The following is an 18,912-nucleotide window of genomic DNA, read 5'->3' as shown; positions in this document are numbered from 1 at the left end:
CGCGGGCCCCCGGAGATCTTCCGGTGGGCCCGCGGCTCGCCGCGCCGGCCTTCACCTGCCTTTCGTGCCGTACGGCGGGTGTGCCGGGTTTACTTCGTGGACTTCAGGCCGAGGTTGACGAAGTCGTAGTAACCGCTGTACGCGTTCGTCGTGTACACGTTGGCCAGACGCGAGGAGCGGATGTTGAGCAGCCGCTCGAAGGTGAAGGGCAGGTAGTACGCACCCTCCGAGACCTTGTGGTTGATCTCCGTGGCGAGCTGGGTCTTCTTCGAGTTGTCCAGGGTGGTGGTGTACTGGTCGAAGAGACCGTCGATCGTCTTGTCCTTGATCAGGGCGTAGTTGTTGTTACCGCTCTGCAGGATGTACTTGCTGCTCCACAGCGGGATGCCGTAGCCCTGGACGGTCGGGAAGTCCGGACCCCAGCCCATGATGATGATGCCGAGCTTCTTCTTCGCCACGTTCGAGGGCGAGCCGATGATGCCCGGGGACTGCGAGCCGTCGTACTGGTAGATGTCGGCGTTGATGCCGACCTTCTTCAGCGCGGCCTGCATGGACTCCGCGGTGGCCACTTCCTGCGACTTGTTGTTGCGGACCGCGATGGTGGTGGAGAAGCCGTCCGGCTTGCCGCAGGCCTTCAGCTCCTGCTTGGCCAGGGCGACGTTGCCGTTCTTGTTCTTGGTCGCGATCTGGTACGGGTCGTACTTCTGGCCCTCGCCACCGGCGACCGACGGCGGGAGCATGTTGGTGCCGATGTCACCACCGGCGATCGGGCCACCGCGGGCGGTCTGCAGCGACACGTGGTCGGCGGCGTAGATCACGGCCTTGCGGCAGTGGATGTTGTCGAACGGCTTGACGCTCTGCGGGAAGACCGCGTAGCGGATGAAGCCGGAGACCGGGTTGTCCAGGTTGTCCTTGTGCTGCTTCAGGGCGATCTGGCGGCCCTGCGGGCCCAGGCCGGTCTGGCTGGCGTCCAGGTCGTAGTCGCCGTTGATCAGCTGCTGGTCCGAGTTGACCTGGTTGGTGGAGATGTCCATCGTGATCTTGTCCGGGTACGCCTTGCGGACCGGGTCGGAGGACGCCTTCCACTGGTCGTTGCGGACCAGGACCAGGTTCTTGCCCGGGGCGTAGGACTCGAACTTGTACGGACCCGAGGAGAACGGGTGCAGACCGTACTTGGACTTGGTGTCCTTGTCCTGGCGGACCGGGGAGCCCGCGGTCATCGCCAGCGTCTGGAGGAAGTCCGAGTTGGGCGCCGGCAGGTGGAAGACGATCGTCTTCGCGTCCGGCGTCGAGATGGCCTTCAGGCCCAGGTGGTCCTTCGCGGAGTCCTTGTACGGACCCTTGTAGGTGTTCTTCGGGTCCAGCATCTGCTGGAGGTAGATCGGACCGCCGGACAGGACGTCCTGCGCCCAGACGCGCTCGATGCCGTACTTGATGTCCTGGGAGGTGATCGCCTTGCCGTCCTCCCACGTGACACCGTCGCGCAGCGTGAACGTGTAGGTCTTGCCGCCGTCCGAGACCTTGCCCATGTCGGTGGCGAGGTCCGGGGTGAGCGTGGCGCCCTCGGCACCGGGCGCGGTCTTGTAGGTGACCAGCTGGCGGCTGTAGTAGCGCGAGAAGTCCCACATGAACCCGTAGTAGCCGCGCGTGGTGTCCCACGAGTCGGCGTCCTGCGTGCTCACGAACTTCAGCGTGCCGCCCTTCTTGACCTGATCGGCCTGGGCAACCTTGTTGACCGCCGCGTTGAAGCCGGCCGCGCCGTCCTTCGAGCCGCCGCCGTTGCCTCCGCCGCACGCCGCCGTGGTCAGCAGCCCGGCGACCACTGCGGCAGCGGCAAGGGCCTGCTTGCGCCGCCCTGAGGTGCGTTGGGTGTTCACGATCTCGGATCCTCCGGATTTGATGAGAGACCCCGTGGAAGAGCTCACGGGACGCTTGGGGTACGGCACTTCAGCGGGAAGCCTTCGGGTCGAGCGCGTCCCGCACGCCGTCGCCGAAGAGGTTGAAGGCCAGAACCGTGATGAAGATCGCCACGCCAGGGATCACCATGTACATGGGGTCCGAGTCGTAGTAGTCGATCGCGCTCGAGAGCATCTGTCCCCAGGAGGAGGTGGGCGGCTTGACGCCCACACCCAGGAAGCTGAGCGCCGCTTCGGTCAGGATGTTCGTGGGGATCATCATCGTCGTGTACACGATGATGGGCGCGACGAGGTTGGGCAGCAGTTCCTTGAAGAGGATGTAGAACCGCCCGGCGCCGAGCGAGCGGGCCGCCTCGACGTACTCGCGTTCACGCAGCGAGAGTGTCTGGCCGCGCACCACGCGGCCGATGTACGGCCAGCCGAAGAAGCCGATGACCAGGATCATCACGAACACACGCACGCCCGTGCCGGTGAGTCCCAGCATCTGGTTGGGCATGACGGAGACCAGCGCGATGATGAACAGCAGCTGCGGGAAGGCGAGGAGGCCGTCCATGACCCGGCTGATGACCGAGTCCACCCAGCCGCCGAAGAAGCCCGCCAGGATTCCGAGGATGGTCCCGAGGATGACGGCGACCACGGCGGACAGGAAGCCGACGAGCAGCGAGATCCGGGCGCCGTAGAGGATGCGGGCGAAGATGTCGCGGCCGTTGACCGGTTCGACACCGAGCAGGTGGTCGCCGCTCATGCCGCCCATCGAGCCCTTGGGGGTGCTGAACAGCGGGTCGATCAGGCCCTGGTGGTAGGCGTCCGGGTCCTGGCCGACGAGGTTCGTGATCACGGGTGCGAGCAGGGCGATCACGATGAGGAGAAGCACGACTACGCCGCCCGTGAGGGCCAGCTTGTCCCGCTTGAGGCGTTCCCAGGCGATCCGGCCCAGGGAGCGGCCCTGAACGGCCTTCGCGTCGGTGGCCGCGACCGCCGCTTCCTCTGCCGCACCCGGGGCCGCTTCCGCGGTCGGCTCGTGCAATGGTGCCGTCATCAGGCTGGGACCCCTCTCAACCGGCGGTAGCCGGCCCGCACTTGCCGCTGGTAGCGGCATCAAACAGTCCGTCGTACACAGGGGCGAACCCCTTGAAGGGGGAGTCTTCAACGCTTGCGCGATCAGCCGCCAGCCTTGACAGGGAATGGATGCGCAACCGTGATGCAAGCAGGCGTTTCCTGTTATGCGGACAGAGAGTTACGGCGACCGGACGGGGCCGGGCAGAGCAGCCGGATGGGCAAAACGGGACTTATGGGCAATGAGCCCAGGTCAGTAGCTGCCGTGCACCGGTGGATAGCCGTATCCGGCGGCGGGTGCCTGCCGCTGCGGGGAGGCCTGGAGCTGGGGCTGTGGCACGGCGTGGGCCTCGCGGTCGTAGAACGGGCGGGCGTTGGCCCGCATCCACATCACGACCGGGTCGTACTCGTCGGTCATCGCGACCGTCGACACCGGCAGGCCCTCCGGGACCGCCCCGACGGACTGCTGCATCATCGCGCGCACCGAGTCGACCGCGGCCGGCGAGGTGTCGTACACGTCCAGGCCGATGGCGAGGTACGGCGCGCCGAGCGCCGGCTGCACCCAGGCGCGGCGCAGGGAGCGCAGGGCCGGGGTGCGGTGGGCGTTCTGCGTGAGCAGGGCGTAGAACTGCGGGATCTCGATGCCGGGTTCGGTCAGCCCGAGAGGTCCGGCGGGCTGGCGGTCCAGGCCCGTGGCGATGCGGCGCAGATCCAGCCAGGGGATGCCGACCCCGCCGCCCGGGGCGTGCGGGTTGAGCCAGAGGCCGTACTGGTCCGGATAGAGGGTGCGGGCCACGTCGAGTCCGTCGACGACCTCGTACGACCGGTTCCAGCCGCTGACCGAGAGCTCCTGGGCGGAGGTGACACAGGGGGCGTACTGGAAGCCGTCGACCTCCATGTTTCCGTACTGGGCGTCCGGGGAGCCGGCCTGGCCGTGCCACAGGAGCATCCAGATCTGACCGGAGGAGGGGGTGGCGAGGGCACGGAGCAGGGCCTCGTAGGCGTCGTAGCGTCCGGGCGTGACCTGGCGCAGCATGTGCTCGACGCTGCCGCTGTGGCTCGCGCTCACCTGTCGTGCCCTTCTCTTCTTTGTGCCCCGCGTGTGGAGACAGCTTAAGCGCCCACGGGGGTGCCGCCTTGGGTACGTGCGCGGGTGCGGGTGCGTGGGGGGCTTGTCGCGCAGTCCCCCGCGCCCCTGAGGTCCGCTGCTCCCTGCCCGCTGATCAGTGACCGTACTGATAGAAGGGGCGGACGTTCGACTTGAGCCAGCCGGCCACCGGGTCGTCGGTCACGTCCAGGAGGACCAGGTTGACCGGCCACTTGACCGGGACTTTGCCGAGGGCTCGGCCCAGGGCCTGCAGGGGGAGGGCGCGCAGGTCGCCCTCCCACTGGGAGAGTTCGACGCCGACGAACATCACCGGGTCGTCCGTCTCTATGGCGGCCAGGCAGCGGCGGGCGGTGAGGACCACGCCGGTCTCGGCGAACTCGGCGGACGCGGTGGAGAGGAAGTCGACCGGGTCGTCCTGCCAGTCGGGTTCGAAGAGGCGGACCCGGCCGCCGGTGCCGGGGCCGTCGAGCGGGGTGCGGCCGGTCCGGCACAGCTCGGCCACCGCCTCGGGCGGGAGCGGGATGCCGACCAGGGCGTCGGGGTTCACGGCGATGCCGACCTGCGCGGGCAGACCACGGGCGAACTCCACGGCGGGGGCGATGGTGTACGACATGTGGGAGCCCGCCGCCTGGCGCAGCTGTTCCTCGGAGCTGAACACCGGGACGTACACCTGACCGCCGATGTCCAGCGTGGGCAGGTCCAGCGGGCCGCTGTCGGGGCCGCCGCCGCCCGGCAGCGGGATCCACAGGAGACTGCGGCCCAGGACCTCGATGATCCGGCCGGCCGCGGCGGGTATGCCGAGGGAGGCCGAGAGCACCTCCTCCAGCTCGTTGCCGGGCCAGCCGCCGTGCGGCTGGGGGTGCGCCTGTGCCGGGAAGTCCGCGGGAATGTCCGCCGGGAAGTCCATCTGCCTACCGCCTGCTGGAAACCACTGCTGTGACCAAGAAGGCTAGCGGGTGGCGGTGACAGTCCCTCACCCTGTGCACGTCGTCCCCCTCCTTTGGTGCATGCGAGGTCATCCGGTGAACGCGATCCGCCGCAGGGTGTCCGCCGCCGCGCGGTCCAGCAGCACCGCGGAACCGCAGCCCGCGGGCGGCTCGCCCCGCTCGACCGCGTCGAGCAGCCGGGCGGTCGTACGGCGGTGGCGGCGGAAGGCGTACCGGGAGACGCCCCGGCCGCGGGACCGCTGGCCCTCGCGGGCGGTACCGGGCGCGACGTCGAGCAGGAGCAGATGGAGGGTGCCGCCGCGGCGGCGCGCCTCGCGGGCGAGCCAGGCGCGCACCCAGGGCTGGGTGCCGCAGTCGTGGACGACCAGGCCCTCCCCGGTGCGCAGGGCGCGGCGCAGGCCGGCGTAGTGGGCGAGGCGGACCAGCGGGCGGTAGAGGGTGTACGGGAGCGCGCGGGGCAGTCGGGCAGCGAAGCGGTCGCGCATGTCCTGGGAGTCGATGCGGCGGCCGGCGACCGCGCGCCGTATCAGGGTGGACTTGCCGCTGCCGGGCAGGCCGGTGACCACCACCAGGTCCCCGGGGCCGAAGAACAGCGTGTGCGGGCCGCGGCCGGCGCGGTCGCGCAGGTCACGGACGACGGGGGCCGGGGCGGGACGCTGCCTCGGCACCGTGGTGCGGGTGGTGGCGGTGGCACACACCGCGGTCCTGTTCACCGTGGATCTTCCTCCCCTGTCGGCCCGGTAATGTCCGTTCCCGCTGCACGTAAAGAGAAGGTAATGAACGACGGTGGTGGAGAGGTCCGTGTCCTGCCACAGGTCGGTTACAAAAGCCGGCTCGCCGTGCAATGATGTGGCCGCCAACTGCATACCGGCCGCTTGAATCCGCGCGGGAGAGTCCCTGGCAGCACTGCCGCCGGGGCGCCGAAGGAGCAAGTCCCTCCCTTGAATCTCTCAGGCCCCGTTACCGCGCGGGCGAGGCACATCTGAAAAGCGGGCCGCTGCGACAGTGGCTCCACCCAAGGTGCAAGCCGTGATCGTCCCTGTGGCGGTCCTGGCGAACCTCTCAGGTTCCGATGACAGATGGGGAGGAACGTTCCTCGCCCGTCCTGCTTTCCTGGGAGACGACCGTCCGATGAGCAGTACCGAACCCCTTGAGCTGCGTCATACCGCGCTGGACGCGCTGCATCGCTCGCTCGGCGCGACCATGACCGACTTCGCCGGCTGGGACATGCCCCTGCGTTACGGCTCCGAGCGCGACGAGCACATCGCCGTACGCACGAAGGCGGGCCTCTTCGACCTCTCCCACATGGGCGAGATCACCGTCACCGGCGCCGAGGCCGCCGCCCTCCTCAACTACGCCCTGGTCGGCAACATCGCCTCCGTCGGCGTCGGCCGCGCCCGCTACACCATGATCTGCCGGGCCGACGGCGGCATCCTGGACGACCTGATCGTCTACCGGCTCGCCGAGACCGCGTACATGGTCGTCGCCAACGCCTCCAACGCCCAGGTGGTGCTGGACGCGCTGACCGAGCGCGCCGCCGGCTTCGACGCCGAGGTCCGTGACGACCGGGACGCGTACGCGCTGATCGCCGTCCAGGGCCCGGAGTCCCCCGGCATCCTGAAGTCCCTCACCGACGCCGACCTCGACGGCCTGAAGTACTACGCCGGCCTGCCCGGCACCGTCGCCGGCGTCCCGGCGCTGATCGCCCGCACCGGCTACACCGGCGAGGACGGCTTCGAGCTGTTCGTGAAGCCGGAGCACGCCGTGCAGCTGTGGCAGGCGCTGACCGAGGCCGGCGAGGGCGTCGGTCTGGTCCCCTGCGGCCTGTCCTGCCGGGACACGCTGCGCCTGGAGGCGGGCATGCCGCTGTACGGGCACGAGCTGACCACCGCGCTCACCCCCTTCGACGCCGGGCTCGGCCGGGTGGTGAAGTTCGAGAAGGAGGGCGACTTCGTGGGGCGCGCCGCGCTCGCCGAGGCCGCCGCCAGGGCCCAGGAGAACCCGCCGCGGGTCCTCGTCGGGCTGATCGCCGAGGGCCGGCGCGTGCCGCGCGCCGGGTACGCCGTCGTCGCGGACGGTCAGGTGATCGGCGAGATCACCTCCGGCGCCCCCTCCCCCACCCTGGGCAAGCCGGTCGCCATGGCCTACGTCGACGCGGCACACGCGGCCCCGGGCACCCCGGGCGTCGGCGTGGACATCCGGGGCAGCCACGAACCGTACGAGGTCGTGGCGCTGCCGTTCTACAAGCGCCAGAAGTAGACACTGGGCGCGGTCACCGTGTGACCCCGCGCACGTTTCCGCTGCTCACCAGCGGTTTCACTAGTCCCCCCTTCATCAGCACTCCCGCGCGTACAGGAGAATTCAGGCCATGAGCAACCCCCAGCAGCTGCGCTACAGCAAGGAGCACGAGTGGCTGTCGGCCGCCGAGGACGGCGTCTCGACGGTCGGCATCACCGAGTTCGCGGCCAACGCGCTCGGCGATGTGGTCTACGCCCAGCTCCCCGAGGTCGGCTCCACGGTGACCGCGGGCGAGACCTGCGGCGAGCTGGAGTCGACCAAGTCGGTCTCCGACCTGTACTCGCCGGTCACCGGTGAGATCACCGAGATCAACGAGGACGTCGTCAACGACCCGTCGCTGGTGAACTCGGCCCCCTTCGAGGGCGGCTGGCTGTTCAAGGTGCGCGTCACGGAGGAGCCGGCCGACCTGCTCTCCGCCGACGAGTACACCGCCCAGAACGCCGGCTGAGGAGTCGTAGCCGTATGACCGTCCTGAACACGTCCCTGCACGAGCTGGACCCGGAGATCGCCGCCGCGGTCGACGCCGAGCTCGTCCGCCAGCAGTCCACGCTGGAGATGATCGCCTCCGAGAACTTCGCGCCGCTCGCGGTGATGGAGGCGCAGGGCTCGGTGCTGACCAACAAGTACGCCGAGGGCTACCCGGGCCGCCGCTACTACGGCGGCTGCGAGCACGTCGACGTCGCCGAGCAGATCGCCATCGACCGGATCAAGGAGCTGTTCGGCGCCGAGTACGCCAACGTCCAGCCCCACTCCGGCGCCTCCGCCAACCAGGCGGCCCTGTTCGCGCTGGCCCAGCCCGGGGACACCATCCTCGGTCTGGACCTGGCGCACGGCGGCCACCTGACCCACGGCATGCGCCTGAACTTCTCCGGCAAGCAGTTCAACGTGGTCGCCTACCACGTGGACACCGAGACCGGCCTGGTCGACATGGCCGAGGTCGAGCGCCTCGCCAAGGAGCACCGCCCGAAGGTGATCATCGCGGGCTGGTCCGCCTATCCGCGTGAGCTCGACTTCGCCGAGTTCCGGCGGATCGCCGACGAGGTCGAGGCCTACCTGTGGGTCGACATGGCGCACTTCGCGGGCCTGGTCGCGGCCGGTCTGCACGCCAACCCGGTGCCGTACGCCGACGTGGTCACCTCCACCACGCACAAGACGCTGGGCGGTCCGCGCGGCGGCATCATCCTCGCCCGCGGCAAGGACTTCGCGAAGAAGCTGAACTCGTCCGTCTTCCCGGGCTTCCAGGGCGGTCCCCTGGAGCACGTGATCGCGGCGAAGGCGGTCTCCTTCAAGGTCGCCGCCTCGGAGGAGTTCAAGGAGCGCCAGCGTCGTACCGTGGAGGGGGCCCGGATCCTCGCCGAGCGCCTGACGGCGGCGGACGCCCGTGAGGCCGGGGTGAACGTCCTGTCCGGCGGCACGGACGTGCACCTGATCCTGGTCGACCTGCGCGCGTCCGAGCTGGACGGGCAGCAGGCCGAGGACCGCCTCCACGAGGTCGGTATCACGGTCAACCGCAACGCGGTCCCGGACGACCCGCGCCCCCCGATGGTGACGTCCGGCCTGCGGATCGGTACGCCGGCCCTGGCGACCCGCGGCTTCACGGCCGAGGACTTCGCCGAGGTCGCGGACGTGATCGCGCAGGCGCTGAAGCCGTCCTACGACGCGGAGGCCCTCAAGGCGCGCGTGAAGGCGCTCGCCGACAAGCACCCGCTGTACCCGGGCCTGAACAAGTAGGTCCGGACAAGTAAGTCCCCGGTGGGGCACTCGGAGGAGAGTGCCCGAGGGTGCCCCACCACCCCTGTACCGCTTTCTTGAGGAGTGACCGTGGCCATCTCGGTCTTCGACCTGTTCTCGATCGGCATCGGCCCGTCCAGCTCCCACACGGTCGGCCCGATGCGTGCGGCGCGCATGTTCGCCCGCCGCCTGCGCAATGAAGGCCTGCTGGACTCGGTGGGCTCCGTCCGGTGCGAGCTCTACGGCTCCCTCGGCGCCACCGGCCACGGTCACGGCACCCCGAAGGCGGTCCTGCTCGGCCTGGAGGGCGCTTCGCCCCGCACGGTGGACGTGGAGACGGCGGACGAGCGGGTGGAGGGGATCAGGACGGCGGGCCGTCTCTCGCTCCTCGGCGAGCACGAGATCCCCTTCTCCTTCGACGACGACCTGGTCCTGCACCGCCGCAAGGCCCTGCCGTACCACGCCAACGGCATGACGATATGGGCGTACGACGCCTCGGGCGCGGAGCTGCTCTCCAAGACGTACTACTCGGTCGGCGGCGGCTTCGTCGTGGACGAGGACGCGGTCGGCGCGGACCGGATCAAGCTGGACGACACGGTCCTGAAGTACCCCTTCCGCACCGGCGACGAACTGCTGCGCCTGACGAACGAGACCGGCCTGTCGATCTCCTCCCTGATGCTGGAGAACGAGCGCGCCTGGCGCACCGAGGAGGAGATCCGGGCGGGCCTGCTGGAGATCTGGCGGGTGATGCGCGAGTGCGTCCAGCGCGGCATGTCCCGTGAGGGCATCCTGCCCGGCGGCCTGAAGGTCCGCCGCCGCGCGGCCGTCTCGGCCCGCCAACTGCGCGCGGAGGGCGACGCGTTGGCGCACGCGATGGAGTGGATCACGCTCTACGCGATGGCCGTGAACGAGGAGAACGCGGCGGGCGGGCGCGTGGTGACGGCCCCCACGAACGGCGCGGCCGGCATCATTCCGGCGGTCCTGCACTACTACATCAACTTCGTGCCGGGCGCCGACGAGGACGGTGTCGTCCGCTTCCTCCTGGCCGCCGGCGCGATCGGCATGCTCTTCAAGGAGAACGCCTCCATCTCCGGCGCCGAGGTCGGCTGTCAGGGCGAGGTCGGCTCCGCCTGCTCCATGGCCGCCGGCGCCCTCGCCGAGGTCCTCGGCGGCTCCCCGGAGCAGGTCGAGAACGCGGCCGAGATCGGCATGGAACACAACCTCGGCCTGACCTGCGACCCGGTCGGCGGCCTGGTCCAGATCCCGTGCATCGAGCGCAACGGCATGGCCGCGGTGAAGGCGGTCACCGCCGCGAAGATGGCCATGCGCGGCGACGGCTCCCACAAGGTGTCCCTGGACAAGGTCATCAAGACCATGAAGGACACCGGCGCGGACATGTCCGTGAAGTACAAGGAGACGGCCCGGGGCGGGCTCGCGGTGAACATCATCGAGTGCTGAGGACGCGAGCCCTGACCGGCGCGAATTGACGGGGCAGGCGTTCGGCGGGTCCGAAAAATTGCCATTTTTCAGCAAAAGCACCACGCCGTGGTGACTGTTTATTACCCGGATAATGGCGCTGCTCTTGGGGGCGCCCCTGCCCGCCGTTAGGATCACGGTATGGGACCCTTGGAACCAAAAGTAGCCGACCTCATCATCGCGGCGATCTGCTTTACAGCGGTCTTCCTCGCTTTTGTGAAGGTCTTCGTACCGAGGATCACGAAGGCGCTCGCAGACCGGCAGGACGCGATCGAAGGAACCATCGAACGGTCGCAGGCCGTCTACGCGGAGGCGCGACGTATCCACGCCGAATACCAGGCCGAGCTCGCGGACGCGCGCCACGAGGCAGCCCGCGTCCGGCAGGCCGCGGTCGAGGAAGGAAGCCTCGTCCTCGAGGCCGTTCGCGCAGAGGGACAGCGGCAGCGCGATGAGCTCGTCGCGTCGGCCAGGGCTCAGCTGGAAGCCGATCGCATTGTTGCCGAGGCAGCTCTCCGGGAGGACGTTTTCACGTTCGCGTCCGATCTAGCTGAGCGTATTGTCGGCGAGCCGCTCGCGGATCGGAATCGGGCACGGCAAATTGCCGACGAGTTCTTCGCCGAGCTCGACGCCGATACTTCGGCCAAGGCGTGATCAAGCCTCTGAAAAGGTCCGGACCCCGCGGTCCGGGCCTTTTCGCGTGCCGGGCCGGCATCCAGTCCGCGGACCGGGTCTGCGAGGGTCTGCGGCGGAGCACCCGAAGCGACCGGGCACCAGGGGGCGGTGCGTCCGTCAGGTCCGGGCCAGCAGCAGGTCCTCCCCGGTCGACGGGCGCAGGCCGTCGGCGCGGCCGGCGAAGTAGCGCTCGGCGTGCGAGGCGCCCGAGACGTGCCGTGCGTCCGCGAAGCCGGCCTCCCGGGCGAGGTCCAGCATCTCGCGCGGGGTGTAGAAGCTGAGGAACGGGGTGCCGGACGCCCGGGCGCCCGCCTCGCTCGCCCTGAGGCCGGCCCGGTCGCGCTCGTCCACGAGCTCTTCCGGCAGCAGGAAGGTCATGGCGAGGGTCGTACCCGGTGCCAGCCCCGCGATCTGGCGCAGGGTGGCGGTGGTGGCCTCCTCGGTGAGGTACATGGTCACGCCGGTGGAGGCGATGACCGCCGGGCGGCCGGGGTCGAAGCCCGCCGCGACGAGGTGCTCCAGCCAGGAGCCGCCGCTCGCCTCGAAGTCCACCGGCACCAGGTGCAGCCGGCCCGGGACGCCGAGGCCCAGTTCGGCCAGGCGGCGGCGTTTCCATGCCTGCGGGCCCGGCTGGTCGATCTCGAAGACGCGCAGGCGGGAGGCGGTCCCCGGGGCGCGCTGGGCGAAGGTGTCCAGACCGGCGCCCAGGATGACGTACTGGTCGACCCCGCGATCGGCCTGCTCGGCGACCAGGTCCTCGATGAAGCGGGCGCGGGCCACCATGGCCGCGCGGAAACCCCTGGTGGCACCGGGGTCCATGTCCGGGCGGCTGCGCCAGTCGGGGCCGGGGCCGGCGAGGCGCAGGCCGATCTCGTCCTCGAACACGTGTGGCGGCGGGTCGGTCCGGACGTGCATCGCCCGCCACAGGGCGCACCGCACCGCGGTGTTGTCCGGCGCCTCGGTCCGGTCGCCGGTCACGGCTGGTCCTTCTGGGGGGCCTGGAGGCTCCACAGCCGGCCGTCGGGGTCGCGGACCGTCATCACCCGCGTGCCGAAGTGGGTGTCCTCGAACGGTGTGACCACCTCGACGGCGGGGCCGGCGCGGAACGCGTCCGCGTCCGGCACCTTCAGCACGATCTGTGTCTGCGGCTCCCGGTCCTCGGGGACCTCGGCGATGAAGACGCGGGGGCCGTCGCCGTTGCGGAGCTGGCCGGAGTTGTGGTCGGTCTCGAACTCCAGGTCGTAGCCCAGGGCTTGGAAGAACCCGGCCGCCCTGCCCCAGTTGTGGGTCTCCAGGAATACGGCTTCGATGCCTTCGGTCGCCATGTCAGGTCTCCTTCTCGGTCGAGGGCTGTTCCTGTCGAGGGGCGTCGTCGAGGTAGGCCCGCAGCGCGTCTGCGACCAGTGCCGACAAGGACATGCCCGATTCGATGGCGCGGTACTTGACCTGCTTGATCAGCCCGATCGGCAGGTACACGTTGAACTGCTTGACTTCCTCATCACCCACGGCCCCGAGGCTAGCATGCTAGCAATCTAGCCGCCAGGTGTGCCGCGTCGCCGCGCGCCGGAGGGTGACTGCTGTTCCTCCAGGGGCTACCGCGCAGTAACCGCTCACTCGTACCCTGCCGTCAACTCGACGGACGTGAAGGGGAGTTGGCAATGGGCGCAGTGAGACGGGTCGCGGCACTCGCGGGGGCGGCCGCGCTGCTGGCGACGGGGCCGGGCAACGCCCACGCGGCGGCGCCGAAGTTCTCCGGGACGACGGCCATCGGTACGCACAACGCCTACGACAAGGCCAAGTACACCTACTTCGCCGAGGCGTTGGACTCCGGCGCCTCGCTCCTGGAGCTGGACGTGTACGTGGACAGCCTCACTCACCGCTGGCGGGTCAGCCACAGCAACCCGCTGGGCAACGACAACAACTGCGAGGCCGCGAAGACCCCGGGCGAGCTGTACAGCAAGAGCCGCAACCAGGACCTCGGCAGCTGCCTGGACAACATGGCCGCCTGGAACCAGCTCCACCCCGACCACCCGCCGGTCGTCATCAAGGTCGAGATGAAGGTCGGCTTCAACAACAACGCGGGCATGGGACCGGACGAGTTCGACACGCTCGTCTCCCAGAAGCTCGGCAGCAGCGTCTACAAGCCGGCCGATCTGCTCGGCGGGACGTACCCCTCCCTCGACGCGGCCGCCAAGGCGGACGCCTGGCCCTCCCGCGACTCCCTCAGGGGCAAGTTCCTCTTCGAACTGATCCCGGGCACGGTGGAGCAGTCCAACCCGTTCGACCACTACTGGACGGACCAGGAGTACGGCGACCATCTGCGCGACCTGTACGCGGCCGGGAACATCTCACAGGCCGAGGCATTCCCCGCGGTGCTGGGCGCGGCGGCCGGCGACCCCCGGGCAAGCCGCTGGGCCTCCGACACCTCCATCCGGCCCTGGTTCGTGTTCTTCGACGGTGACGCGGCCACGTACGTCAACAGCGGCTACGACACGTCGTTCTACTCCACGAACCACTACATCTCGATCATGACCGACGCCGCCGGGGTCTCGCCGGCCATCTCCTCCACCAACCCGACGGACGCCGAAGTCGCCGCCCGGCTGGCCCTGCTGGCCAAGAACCACGCGAGCCTCATCACCTCCGACTGGTCGGCGAAACCGGCCGCGGTCCTCGGTTCGGTGACCAACCGGAGCTGACGTTCGGGCCCGTGGGGCGGATCGGGTGTGCCCTCGCGGGGCATCACTCATCCAGCACCTCCTTTCCCCCACCGGCACTGCAAGGAGTCCCCACATGCTCCGCGGCATCGACGTCAGCGCGTATCAGTCGTCCTCGTACGACACGAGCGGCCTCTCCTTCGCCTTCATCAAGGCGACGGAGGGCCGTTCGTACGTCAACCCCCGCGCCACCGCCCAGGCGAAGACCGCCCGCGACGCCGGACTGGTCGTGGGCTTCTACCACTTCCTGTGGCCGGGCACCCTCACCGCCCAGGCGGAGCACTTCGTGACCGCCGCCCCGTCGAAGGCGGGCGACATCCTCGCCGTCGACTGGGAGACCACCGGCGAGGGCACCCATGCGAGCAACACGGAGAAGGACGCCTTCCTCAAGAAGGTGAAGGCCCTGCGGCCCACCCACCGGGTCGTCCTCTACTGCAACCGCGACTTCTGGCTGAACCTCGACCACACGTCGTATGCCGGCGACGGCCTCTGGATCGCCGACTACGTCACCGCCGGCCATCCCCGCATCAAGGCGAAGTGGCGCTTCCACCAGTACAGCAGCACCCCCCACGACAAGGACGTGGCGAACTTCCCCAGCAAGGACGCGCTGAAGGAGTGGGCCGCGCCGTAAGGCCGGGACGGTCAGCGCCGTAAGGGCGGGACGGTCAGCCCCGGAAGGCCGGCGGGCGTTCCGGGGAGGCCTGGGCGAGGGCCTTTCGGACCCCCTCCACGCCGGCCCGGAGACCGTACACGGGGGTGTCGGGCTGCTGGCGCCAGGAGTCGTCGATGCCGCCCGCGTCGACCGTGTCGAAGCCGAGTTCGTCGATGAGGGCCCGGACGGTTCGCTTGGCCTGCTCGTCGTCGCCGGCGACCGGGAGGGCGATGCGCTCGGGGTCGCCGGCGGGGCGGGGGCGGTCCAGGATGTCCTGGGCGTAGGTGCCGTTGAATGCCTTGATCACCGGGTGGCCGAGGTGGCGTTCGGTCCAGCGGCTCTCGGTCAGGCCCTCGTCCTCGATGGCCGCGATACGGCCGTCGCGCTGCTGCGGGTAGTAGTTGCCGGTGTCGATCACGGCCACGCCCTCGGCGGCACCGTCCAGCAGGCCGGAGGGGAGGTCCGGGACCGCCTTGAGGGGCACGGTGACGACCACGACCTGGGCGCCCTTGGCCGCGTCCGCGGCCCGGACCGCGGTCGCGCCGGTCTCCTCGGCCAGTTCCCTGAGCGTCTCGGGTCCGCGGGAGTTGGCCACGGAGACCTCGTGACCGAGGGCGGTGAGCCGCCGGGTGAGGTTGCCGCCGATGTTCCCCGCGCCGATGATGCCGATCTTCATGACACACCCTCCGAGGTGTTCGATGCATGTGCATGCGTCTGTCGTGGGGCGACAACCCCGGGGGGTGGCGGGCTATTCCGCCGGCCGTGGTGACCGGGCCAGGGCTCAGGGCCGTACGACGATCCTTCCGGCGGATGACGACGGCGGGCCGCCTGCTGCGTCGGCTACACCTCGGAGTTCGCCTTCGCCAAGGCCTTCAAGCGGGAGGACGGGCGTGACAGAGGGGGCCCGCCCCACCGGGGAGGGCCCCCTCTGCGCACGTCACTTGTTGAGGTAGGCCCAGAACTCGTCGAAGGACAGGACCTTGTCGCCGTTGAGGTCCCGCTGCCTGATGATGGCCTCCGCGACCGTCTCCGTGACGTTCCAGTCACCCTCCTGGGCCAGGGCGGACTTGAACTCCGCGGCGGTGATGAATCCGTCACCGTCCGCGTCGATCCGCTGGAACTGCTTGCGTGCTTCCTCGATGTCCGCCACCGATCCGCCCCTTTTGGTCGTGTTTCTCATGCCGTGCTGGCGTACTGACGCTGGTCAGATTAACGGCCCGGCCAGACCTCCAGTGCCGCGGCCACCCCGCGACCCCCTCCGTCAGTGCCAGGGCCGGTAGTGCGGATTGCTCTCGCAGTCGCTCATGATCTCGACCTTGGCCTTCTTGTCGACCGGGCAGACACCGATGACGTACTGCCGGGCGATCCCGCCGGGGAAGGCGACCTCGACCTGACACGTACGGGGAGGGCTGGTTGACCAGGACGTACTGCTCGATGTCGTACTGGCCGCCCACGACGTCCCTGGGGTGGAAACCCTGCTCGAAGACGGTCGCGGAGCCGCGGCTGTCACTGCGGTAGAGCGTGCCGCAGGTGCCGCGCCAGACGGGCGTCGGGGTGATCCGCTCGAGGTCCACGTTCCGGTCGGCGGCGGCACGGCGCCGCTAACGGGTGAAGATCATGCCCGGCACGATGTCGGCCATCCGGCCGCGACACCTGGATCATCACCCGAAAGGCGGCGTGTCCGACTGACCCCGGTTCAGCGGAAGATGCCGGTGTGCCCCAGCGAGTAGCGGCCCGGCTGCGGGTAGACCGCGAGGCCGTGCGGGCCGCTGCCGACCCTGATCCGGGCCAGTTCCCTGCCGGTGCGGGTGTCGATGGCGTACACCTCGGAGTTGTAGCGGCCGGACAGCCACAGGATCTTGCCGTCGGCGGAGACGCCGCCCATGTCGGGGCTGCCGCCGCCGGGCAGGTGCCACTTCTCGGTGAGCCGGTTCCGGGTGAAGTCGAAGACGGAGATGGTGCCCTCGCCGCGGTTGGAGACGTACATCTCGCGGGAGTCGCGGCTGACGTAGAGACCGTGGGCGCCCTTGCCGGTGTAGAGGAAGCGGGGCCGGGTGAACCGGTCGCCGTCGAGGATCCACAGGCCGTTGGCCATCATGTCGGCGATGTAGAACAGCTTGCCGTCCGGGGAGATCTTGACGTCCTGCGGCATCGCTCCGTGGAACGGCAGCTTCTCCTGCTCGACGACCCTCATCCGCGCGGTGTCGACCTTGAGGACCTCGCCGCTGAACTCGCAGGAGACGATGAAGTAGCGCCCGTCCGGGGAGAAGTCGGCGTGGTTGACGCCGTAGCAGCTGACCGGCACGGCCTTGACGGTCTTCATGGTGTGGGCGTCGCGGAAGACCAGCTGGCGGTCCATGGAGGCCATGACGACGGCGTACTTGCCGTCGGGGGTGAAGTAGAGGTTGTACGGGTCGTGCACGTCGACCGGCCTGCCGGCTCTGCCGGTCCTCGGGTCGATCGGGGTGAGGCTGTTGCCGAGGTCGTTGTTGACCCACAGGGTCTTCAGGTCCCAGGACGGCACGACGTGCTGGGGCTGGCGGCCTACCGGGATCGTGTCGATGACCTTGTAGGTCTTCGGGTCGATGACGGTGACGGTGTCGGACTGGGTGTTGGGGACGTACACGCGGGACGGGAAGTCCCTGACGACCGGCGAGAGCCGGCCCGGACGGTCGGCGGAGTAGAGGTCCTTGGGGTCCTCGACCGGAGGCATCCCGGGAAGCACGTTCACCCGCGGCTGGTTCACCCGGGGCTGGACCGGGCCCTTGCTGCCGATGGCCTCGTTCTCGTGGTGCGCGGAGCCGGAATCGCACGCGGACAGCAGCGTCAGGGCGGTGAGGGCGGCACCGGCGGCCAGCAGGCGGGCGGCTTTCATGGTTCGCATCAGCTCAGCAGCTCCGTGGTGGTGACCGCGCGCAGGTTGCGGCGGCCGAGTTCGTGGAGGAGGTCGGGCAGGGCGGCGACCGTGTCCGGGTACCCGAAGTGCAGGCTCACCACCGACCCGCTGCGCACTTCGGCGAGAACGTTCCGGGTGACGGCGGCGGCGCCGGGACGGGTGTAGTCGAGCGAGTCGACGTCGTACGACAGCACGTGGGGGTAGCCGACGGCGCGGGCGAGCCGGGCGACCAACGGGGAGGCGGTCGGCGAGCGGGACGGGCGGAACCAGGTGCCGATGGAACCGGTGAGCCGCTTCAGCCGGTCCGCGCAGTCGGTGATCTCCTTGCGGGCGTCCGCCTCGGCCAGCGCGTTGACGGCGATGTGCCGCTGGGTGTGGTTGCCGAGGTCGTGACCGCCGTCGAGGATCCGGCGGGCGACGTCGGGGTGTTCGTCCAGCCAGGTGCCGACGGCGAGCACGGTGAGCCGTGCGCCGTACCGCTCGGCCGTGGCGAGCAGGGAGTGGGCGATGCCGGGGTCGCCCTGGCCGTGGAAGGTGAGGGCGACCTGGGGGCGGGTGCGCGGGCCGTGGGTGATCTGGGCGGGCCGGCCGGGGTAGGCGCGCGGGGCGGGGGCCGCCCCGGCACTGGCCGTGGGCCGGGCGGCGGACGGGGACGCGGGAGGGGACGCGGCGGTCGGGGTGGGGGACGGGGCGGCCTGGCCCGCACCGCAACCGGCGGCGAGCGCGCCGCCGGCGACGAGCCCTGCGCCCGCGCGCAGCACCTCGCGTCGGTTGGTGGTGGTCACCCGCACCATTTAAGGGGCGACAGGTAAGAAAACCTCCGATTGGCCCGAAAGAGGGACGATTTCGGGTCGCCTACGGGTCGCCGTCGCCCGATCGGTGCTATCGGCCGGCGGTTCACGCCTGTGCTACCGGTCGGCGACCCGCATCTCGAACCAGGTCGTCTTGCCGCGCGGCAGCAGGTCCACGCCCCACCGGTCGGAGAGCTTGTCCACGAGGAACAGTCCACGGCCGCTGACGTCCAGTTCCTGGACCGGCATCAGACAGGGCAGGCCGCGCGAGGGATCGCGGACCTCGATGCGGATCCAGCCGGTGCGGCGTCGCATCCGCAGGCCGAACACCCGGGCACCGGTGTGCCGTACGGCGTTGCCGACCAGTTCCGACACCAGCAGGACGGCGTCCTCCGCCAGCCTGGGGGTCAGCCGCCAGGTGCGCAGGATGACGACCTGGGCGAGCCTGCGGGCGGTGGCCGCGGACTCCGGGCGGGACGGCAGCGGTACTTCCGCTTCCGTCGGGTTGCCGAACAGTTCGAGCGCCTTGAGCGCCTGTTCGTCCTCGACCGCGGGCGACCAGCGTGCCGCGGCCGCACGGCTGTGTCCCCGCGGCTGTTCGATGCCCTCCAGCCCCGCCATGCCCCCATCATGGCGGCCCGGAGCCGCCTTGGGG

General features: G+C 69.9%; 20 protein-coding genes, 1 pseudogene and 2 riboswitches. Of the genes and pseudogenes, 7 read left to right on the top strand and 14 right to left on the bottom strand.

All coding sequences use genetic code 11. The annotated features are described in order from the left end of the window. Positions 1-89: 89 nt before the first annotated feature. The 5 genes from ACWC94_RS31125 to ACWC94_RS31105 form a co-directional block, all read right to left on the bottom strand. Positions 90-1,877 carry an ABC transporter substrate-binding protein gene (locus ACWC94_RS31125; RefSeq protein WP_450800578.1) on the bottom strand — a complete coding sequence of 596 codons (1,788 nt, stop codon included), beginning with the start codon at positions 1,875-1,877 and terminating at the stop codon, positions 90-92. A gap of 70 nt (positions 1,878-1,947) precedes the next feature. Continuing rightward, entirely contained in the window at positions 1,948-2,955 is a 1,008-nt protein-coding gene (locus ACWC94_RS31120) for an ABC transporter permease (protein WP_450800577.1), read from the bottom strand. Positions 2,956-3,225: 270 nt separating this feature from the next. Beyond that, on the bottom strand, positions 3,226-4,008 hold the full coding sequence (locus ACWC94_RS31115; protein ID WP_450800681.1) for an enhanced serine sensitivity protein SseB C-terminal domain-containing protein: 783 nt from the start codon (positions 4,006-4,008) through the stop codon (positions 3,226-3,228). A 187-nt stretch (positions 4,009-4,195) separates the two neighbouring features. Next, positions 4,196-4,987 carry an enhanced serine sensitivity protein SseB gene (locus ACWC94_RS31110; protein ID WP_450800576.1) on the bottom strand — a complete coding sequence of 264 codons (792 nt, stop codon included), beginning with the start codon at positions 4,985-4,987 and terminating at the stop codon, positions 4,196-4,198. Between the two features lie 108 nt (positions 4,988-5,095). Then, a complete protein-coding gene (locus ACWC94_RS31105) occupies positions 5,096-5,740 on the bottom strand; it encodes an AAA family ATPase (protein ID WP_450800575.1) in 645 nt (214 codons plus the stop codon). 163 nt (positions 5,741-5,903) lie between these two features. Continuing rightward, positions 5,904-6,003, top strand: a riboswitch (glycine riboswitch). Then, positions 6,004-6,116, top strand: a riboswitch (glycine riboswitch). A gap of 42 nt (positions 6,117-6,158) precedes the next feature. Between ACWC94_RS31105 and gcvT the strand changes: the two genes are divergently transcribed. From gcvT to ACWC94_RS31080, 5 genes are all read left to right on the top strand, one after another. Then, positions 6,159-7,286 carry a glycine cleavage system aminomethyltransferase GcvT gene (gene gcvT, locus ACWC94_RS31100; RefSeq protein WP_450800574.1) on the top strand — a complete coding sequence of 376 codons (1,128 nt, stop codon included), beginning with the start codon at positions 6,159-6,161 and terminating at the stop codon, positions 7,284-7,286. A 109-nt stretch (positions 7,287-7,395) separates the two neighbouring features. Next, positions 7,396-7,773, top strand: a complete 378-nt coding sequence (gene gcvH / locus ACWC94_RS31095; protein WP_450800573.1) for a glycine cleavage system protein GcvH — start codon at positions 7,396-7,398, stop codon at positions 7,771-7,773. A 14-nt stretch (positions 7,774-7,787) separates the two neighbouring features. Then, on the top strand, positions 7,788-9,056 hold the full coding sequence (gene glyA, locus ACWC94_RS31090) for a serine hydroxymethyltransferase (protein WP_450800572.1): 1,269 nt from the start codon (positions 7,788-7,790) through the stop codon (positions 9,054-9,056). Between the two features lie 90 nt (positions 9,057-9,146). After that, positions 9,147-10,514, top strand: coding sequence for an L-serine ammonia-lyase (locus ACWC94_RS31085; RefSeq protein WP_450800571.1), 1,368 nt, complete (start codon positions 9,147-9,149; stop codon positions 10,512-10,514). 159 nt (positions 10,515-10,673) lie between these two features. After that, the gene (locus tag ACWC94_RS31080; RefSeq protein WP_450800570.1) at positions 10,674-11,183 is read left to right on the top strand and encodes a F0F1 ATP synthase subunit B family protein; all 510 of its coding nucleotides are present in this window, start codon (positions 10,674-10,676) and stop codon (positions 11,181-11,183) included. A gap of 138 nt (positions 11,184-11,321) precedes the next feature. Here ACWC94_RS31080 and ACWC94_RS31075 read toward each other — a convergent pair whose 3' ends face one another. The 3 genes from ACWC94_RS31075 to ACWC94_RS31065 are packed head-to-tail and all read right to left on the bottom strand — an operon-like array spanning position 11,322 to position 12,710. Further along, positions 11,322-12,182 (bottom strand): class I SAM-dependent methyltransferase, encoded by an 861-nt coding sequence (locus tag ACWC94_RS31075; RefSeq protein WP_450800569.1) that lies wholly within the window; start codon positions 12,180-12,182, stop codon positions 11,322-11,324. Further along, a complete protein-coding gene (locus ACWC94_RS31070) occupies positions 12,179-12,529 on the bottom strand; it encodes a VOC family protein (RefSeq protein WP_450800568.1) in 351 nt (116 codons plus the stop codon). The genes ACWC94_RS31075 and ACWC94_RS31070 overlap by 4 nt, the downstream gene beginning before the upstream one ends. A gap of 1 nt (position 12,530) precedes the next feature. Next, the gene (locus ACWC94_RS31065; protein ID WP_450800567.1) at positions 12,531-12,710 is read right to left on the bottom strand and encodes a ribbon-helix-helix domain-containing protein; all 180 of its coding nucleotides are present in this window, start codon (positions 12,708-12,710) and stop codon (positions 12,531-12,533) included. A gap of 152 nt (positions 12,711-12,862) precedes the next feature. Between ACWC94_RS31065 and ACWC94_RS31060 the strand changes: the two genes are divergently transcribed. Together ACWC94_RS31060 and ACWC94_RS31055 are read left to right on the top strand one after the other, a co-directional pair. Continuing rightward, positions 12,863-13,900, top strand: coding sequence for a phosphatidylinositol-specific phospholipase C domain-containing protein (locus tag ACWC94_RS31060; RefSeq protein ID WP_450800566.1), 1,038 nt, complete (start codon positions 12,863-12,865; stop codon positions 13,898-13,900). 94 nt (positions 13,901-13,994) lie between these two features. Then, a complete protein-coding gene (locus tag ACWC94_RS31055; RefSeq protein WP_450800565.1) occupies positions 13,995-14,549 on the top strand; it encodes a glycoside hydrolase family 25 protein in 555 nt (184 codons plus the stop codon). 34 nt (positions 14,550-14,583) lie between these two features. Here the strand turns inward: ACWC94_RS31055 and ACWC94_RS31050 are convergent, their stop codons facing one another. The 6 genes and pseudogenes from ACWC94_RS31050 to ACWC94_RS31025 all read right to left on the bottom strand — a co-directional run bounded on the left by ACWC94_RS31050 (position 14,584) and on the right by ACWC94_RS31025 (position 18,878). Beyond that, a complete protein-coding gene (locus tag ACWC94_RS31050; protein ID WP_450800564.1) occupies positions 14,584-15,246 on the bottom strand; it encodes an NADPH-dependent F420 reductase in 663 nt (220 codons plus the stop codon). Positions 15,247-15,507: 261 nt separating this feature from the next. After that, positions 15,508-15,720 carry an EF-hand domain-containing protein gene (locus tag ACWC94_RS31045; protein ID WP_116147008.1) on the bottom strand — a complete coding sequence of 71 codons (213 nt, stop codon included), beginning with the start codon at positions 15,718-15,720 and terminating at the stop codon, positions 15,508-15,510. Between the two features lie 111 nt (positions 15,721-15,831). After that, positions 15,832-16,165, bottom strand: a pseudogene (locus tag ACWC94_RS31040) (scabin-related ADP-ribosyltransferase); the annotation flags it as partial. Between the two features lie 101 nt (positions 16,166-16,266). Continuing rightward, positions 16,267-17,454 carry a YVTN family beta-propeller repeat protein gene (locus ACWC94_RS31035; RefSeq protein ID WP_450800563.1) on the bottom strand — a complete coding sequence of 396 codons (1,188 nt, stop codon included), beginning with the start codon at positions 17,452-17,454 and terminating at the stop codon, positions 16,267-16,269. Continuing rightward, positions 17,454-18,260 (bottom strand): polysaccharide deacetylase family protein, encoded by an 807-nt coding sequence (locus tag ACWC94_RS31030; RefSeq protein ID WP_450800562.1) that lies wholly within the window; start codon positions 18,258-18,260, stop codon positions 17,454-17,456. Before ACWC94_RS31030 ends, ACWC94_RS31035 begins: the two co-directional genes overlap by 1 nt. 114 nt (positions 18,261-18,374) lie before the next feature. Continuing rightward, complete coding sequence (locus ACWC94_RS31025) at positions 18,375-18,878, bottom strand: ATP-binding protein (RefSeq protein ID WP_450800560.1); 504 nt, start codon at positions 18,876-18,878, stop codon at positions 18,375-18,377. Positions 18,879-18,912: the final 34 nt, after the last annotated feature.

The sequence above is a fragment of the Streptomyces sp. NPDC001135 genome (assembly GCF_053598395.1).
This window is presented reverse-complemented; position numbering and strand designations above follow the sequence as displayed.

Excerpts from the sequence above, each read along its gene's own strand:
- ACWC94_RS31120 (WP_450800577.1), bottom strand. The coding sequence starts at position 2,955 with ATGACGGCACCATTGCACGAGCCGACCGCGGAAGCGGCCCCGGGTGCG.
- ACWC94_RS31115 (WP_450800681.1), bottom strand. The coding sequence starts at position 4,008 with ATGCTGCGCCAGGTCACGCCCGGACGCTACGACGCCTACGAGGCCCTG.
- ACWC94_RS31110 (WP_450800576.1), bottom strand. The coding sequence starts at position 4,987 with ATGGACTTCCCGGCGGACATTCCCGCGGACTTCCCGGCACAGGCGCAC.
- gcvT (WP_450800574.1), top strand. The coding sequence starts at position 6,159 with ATGAGCAGTACCGAACCCCTTGAGCTGCGTCATACCGCGCTGGACGCG.
- gcvH (WP_450800573.1), top strand. The coding sequence starts at position 7,396 with ATGAGCAACCCCCAGCAGCTGCGCTACAGCAAGGAGCACGAGTGGCTG.
- glyA (WP_450800572.1), top strand. The coding sequence starts at position 7,788 with ATGACCGTCCTGAACACGTCCCTGCACGAGCTGGACCCGGAGATCGCC.
- ACWC94_RS31080 (WP_450800570.1), top strand. The coding sequence starts at position 10,674 with ATGGGACCCTTGGAACCAAAAGTAGCCGACCTCATCATCGCGGCGATC.
- ACWC94_RS31070 (WP_450800568.1), bottom strand. The coding sequence starts at position 12,529 with ATGGCGACCGAAGGCATCGAAGCCGTATTCCTGGAGACCCACAACTGG.
- ACWC94_RS31060 (WP_450800566.1), top strand. The coding sequence starts at position 12,863 with ATGGGCGCAGTGAGACGGGTCGCGGCACTCGCGGGGGCGGCCGCGCTG.
- ACWC94_RS31055 (WP_450800565.1), top strand. The coding sequence starts at position 13,995 with ATGCTCCGCGGCATCGACGTCAGCGCGTATCAGTCGTCCTCGTACGAC.
- ACWC94_RS31050 (WP_450800564.1), bottom strand. The coding sequence starts at position 15,246 with ATGAAGATCGGCATCATCGGCGCGGGGAACATCGGCGGCAACCTCACC.
- ACWC94_RS31035 (WP_450800563.1), bottom strand. The coding sequence starts at position 17,454 with ATGCGAACCATGAAAGCCGCCCGCCTGCTGGCCGCCGGTGCCGCCCTC.
- ACWC94_RS31030 (WP_450800562.1), bottom strand. The coding sequence starts at position 18,260 with ATGGTGCGGGTGACCACCACCAACCGACGCGAGGTGCTGCGCGCGGGC.
- ACWC94_RS31025 (WP_450800560.1), bottom strand. The coding sequence starts at position 18,878 with ATGGCGGGGCTGGAGGGCATCGAACAGCCGCGGGGACACAGCCGTGCG.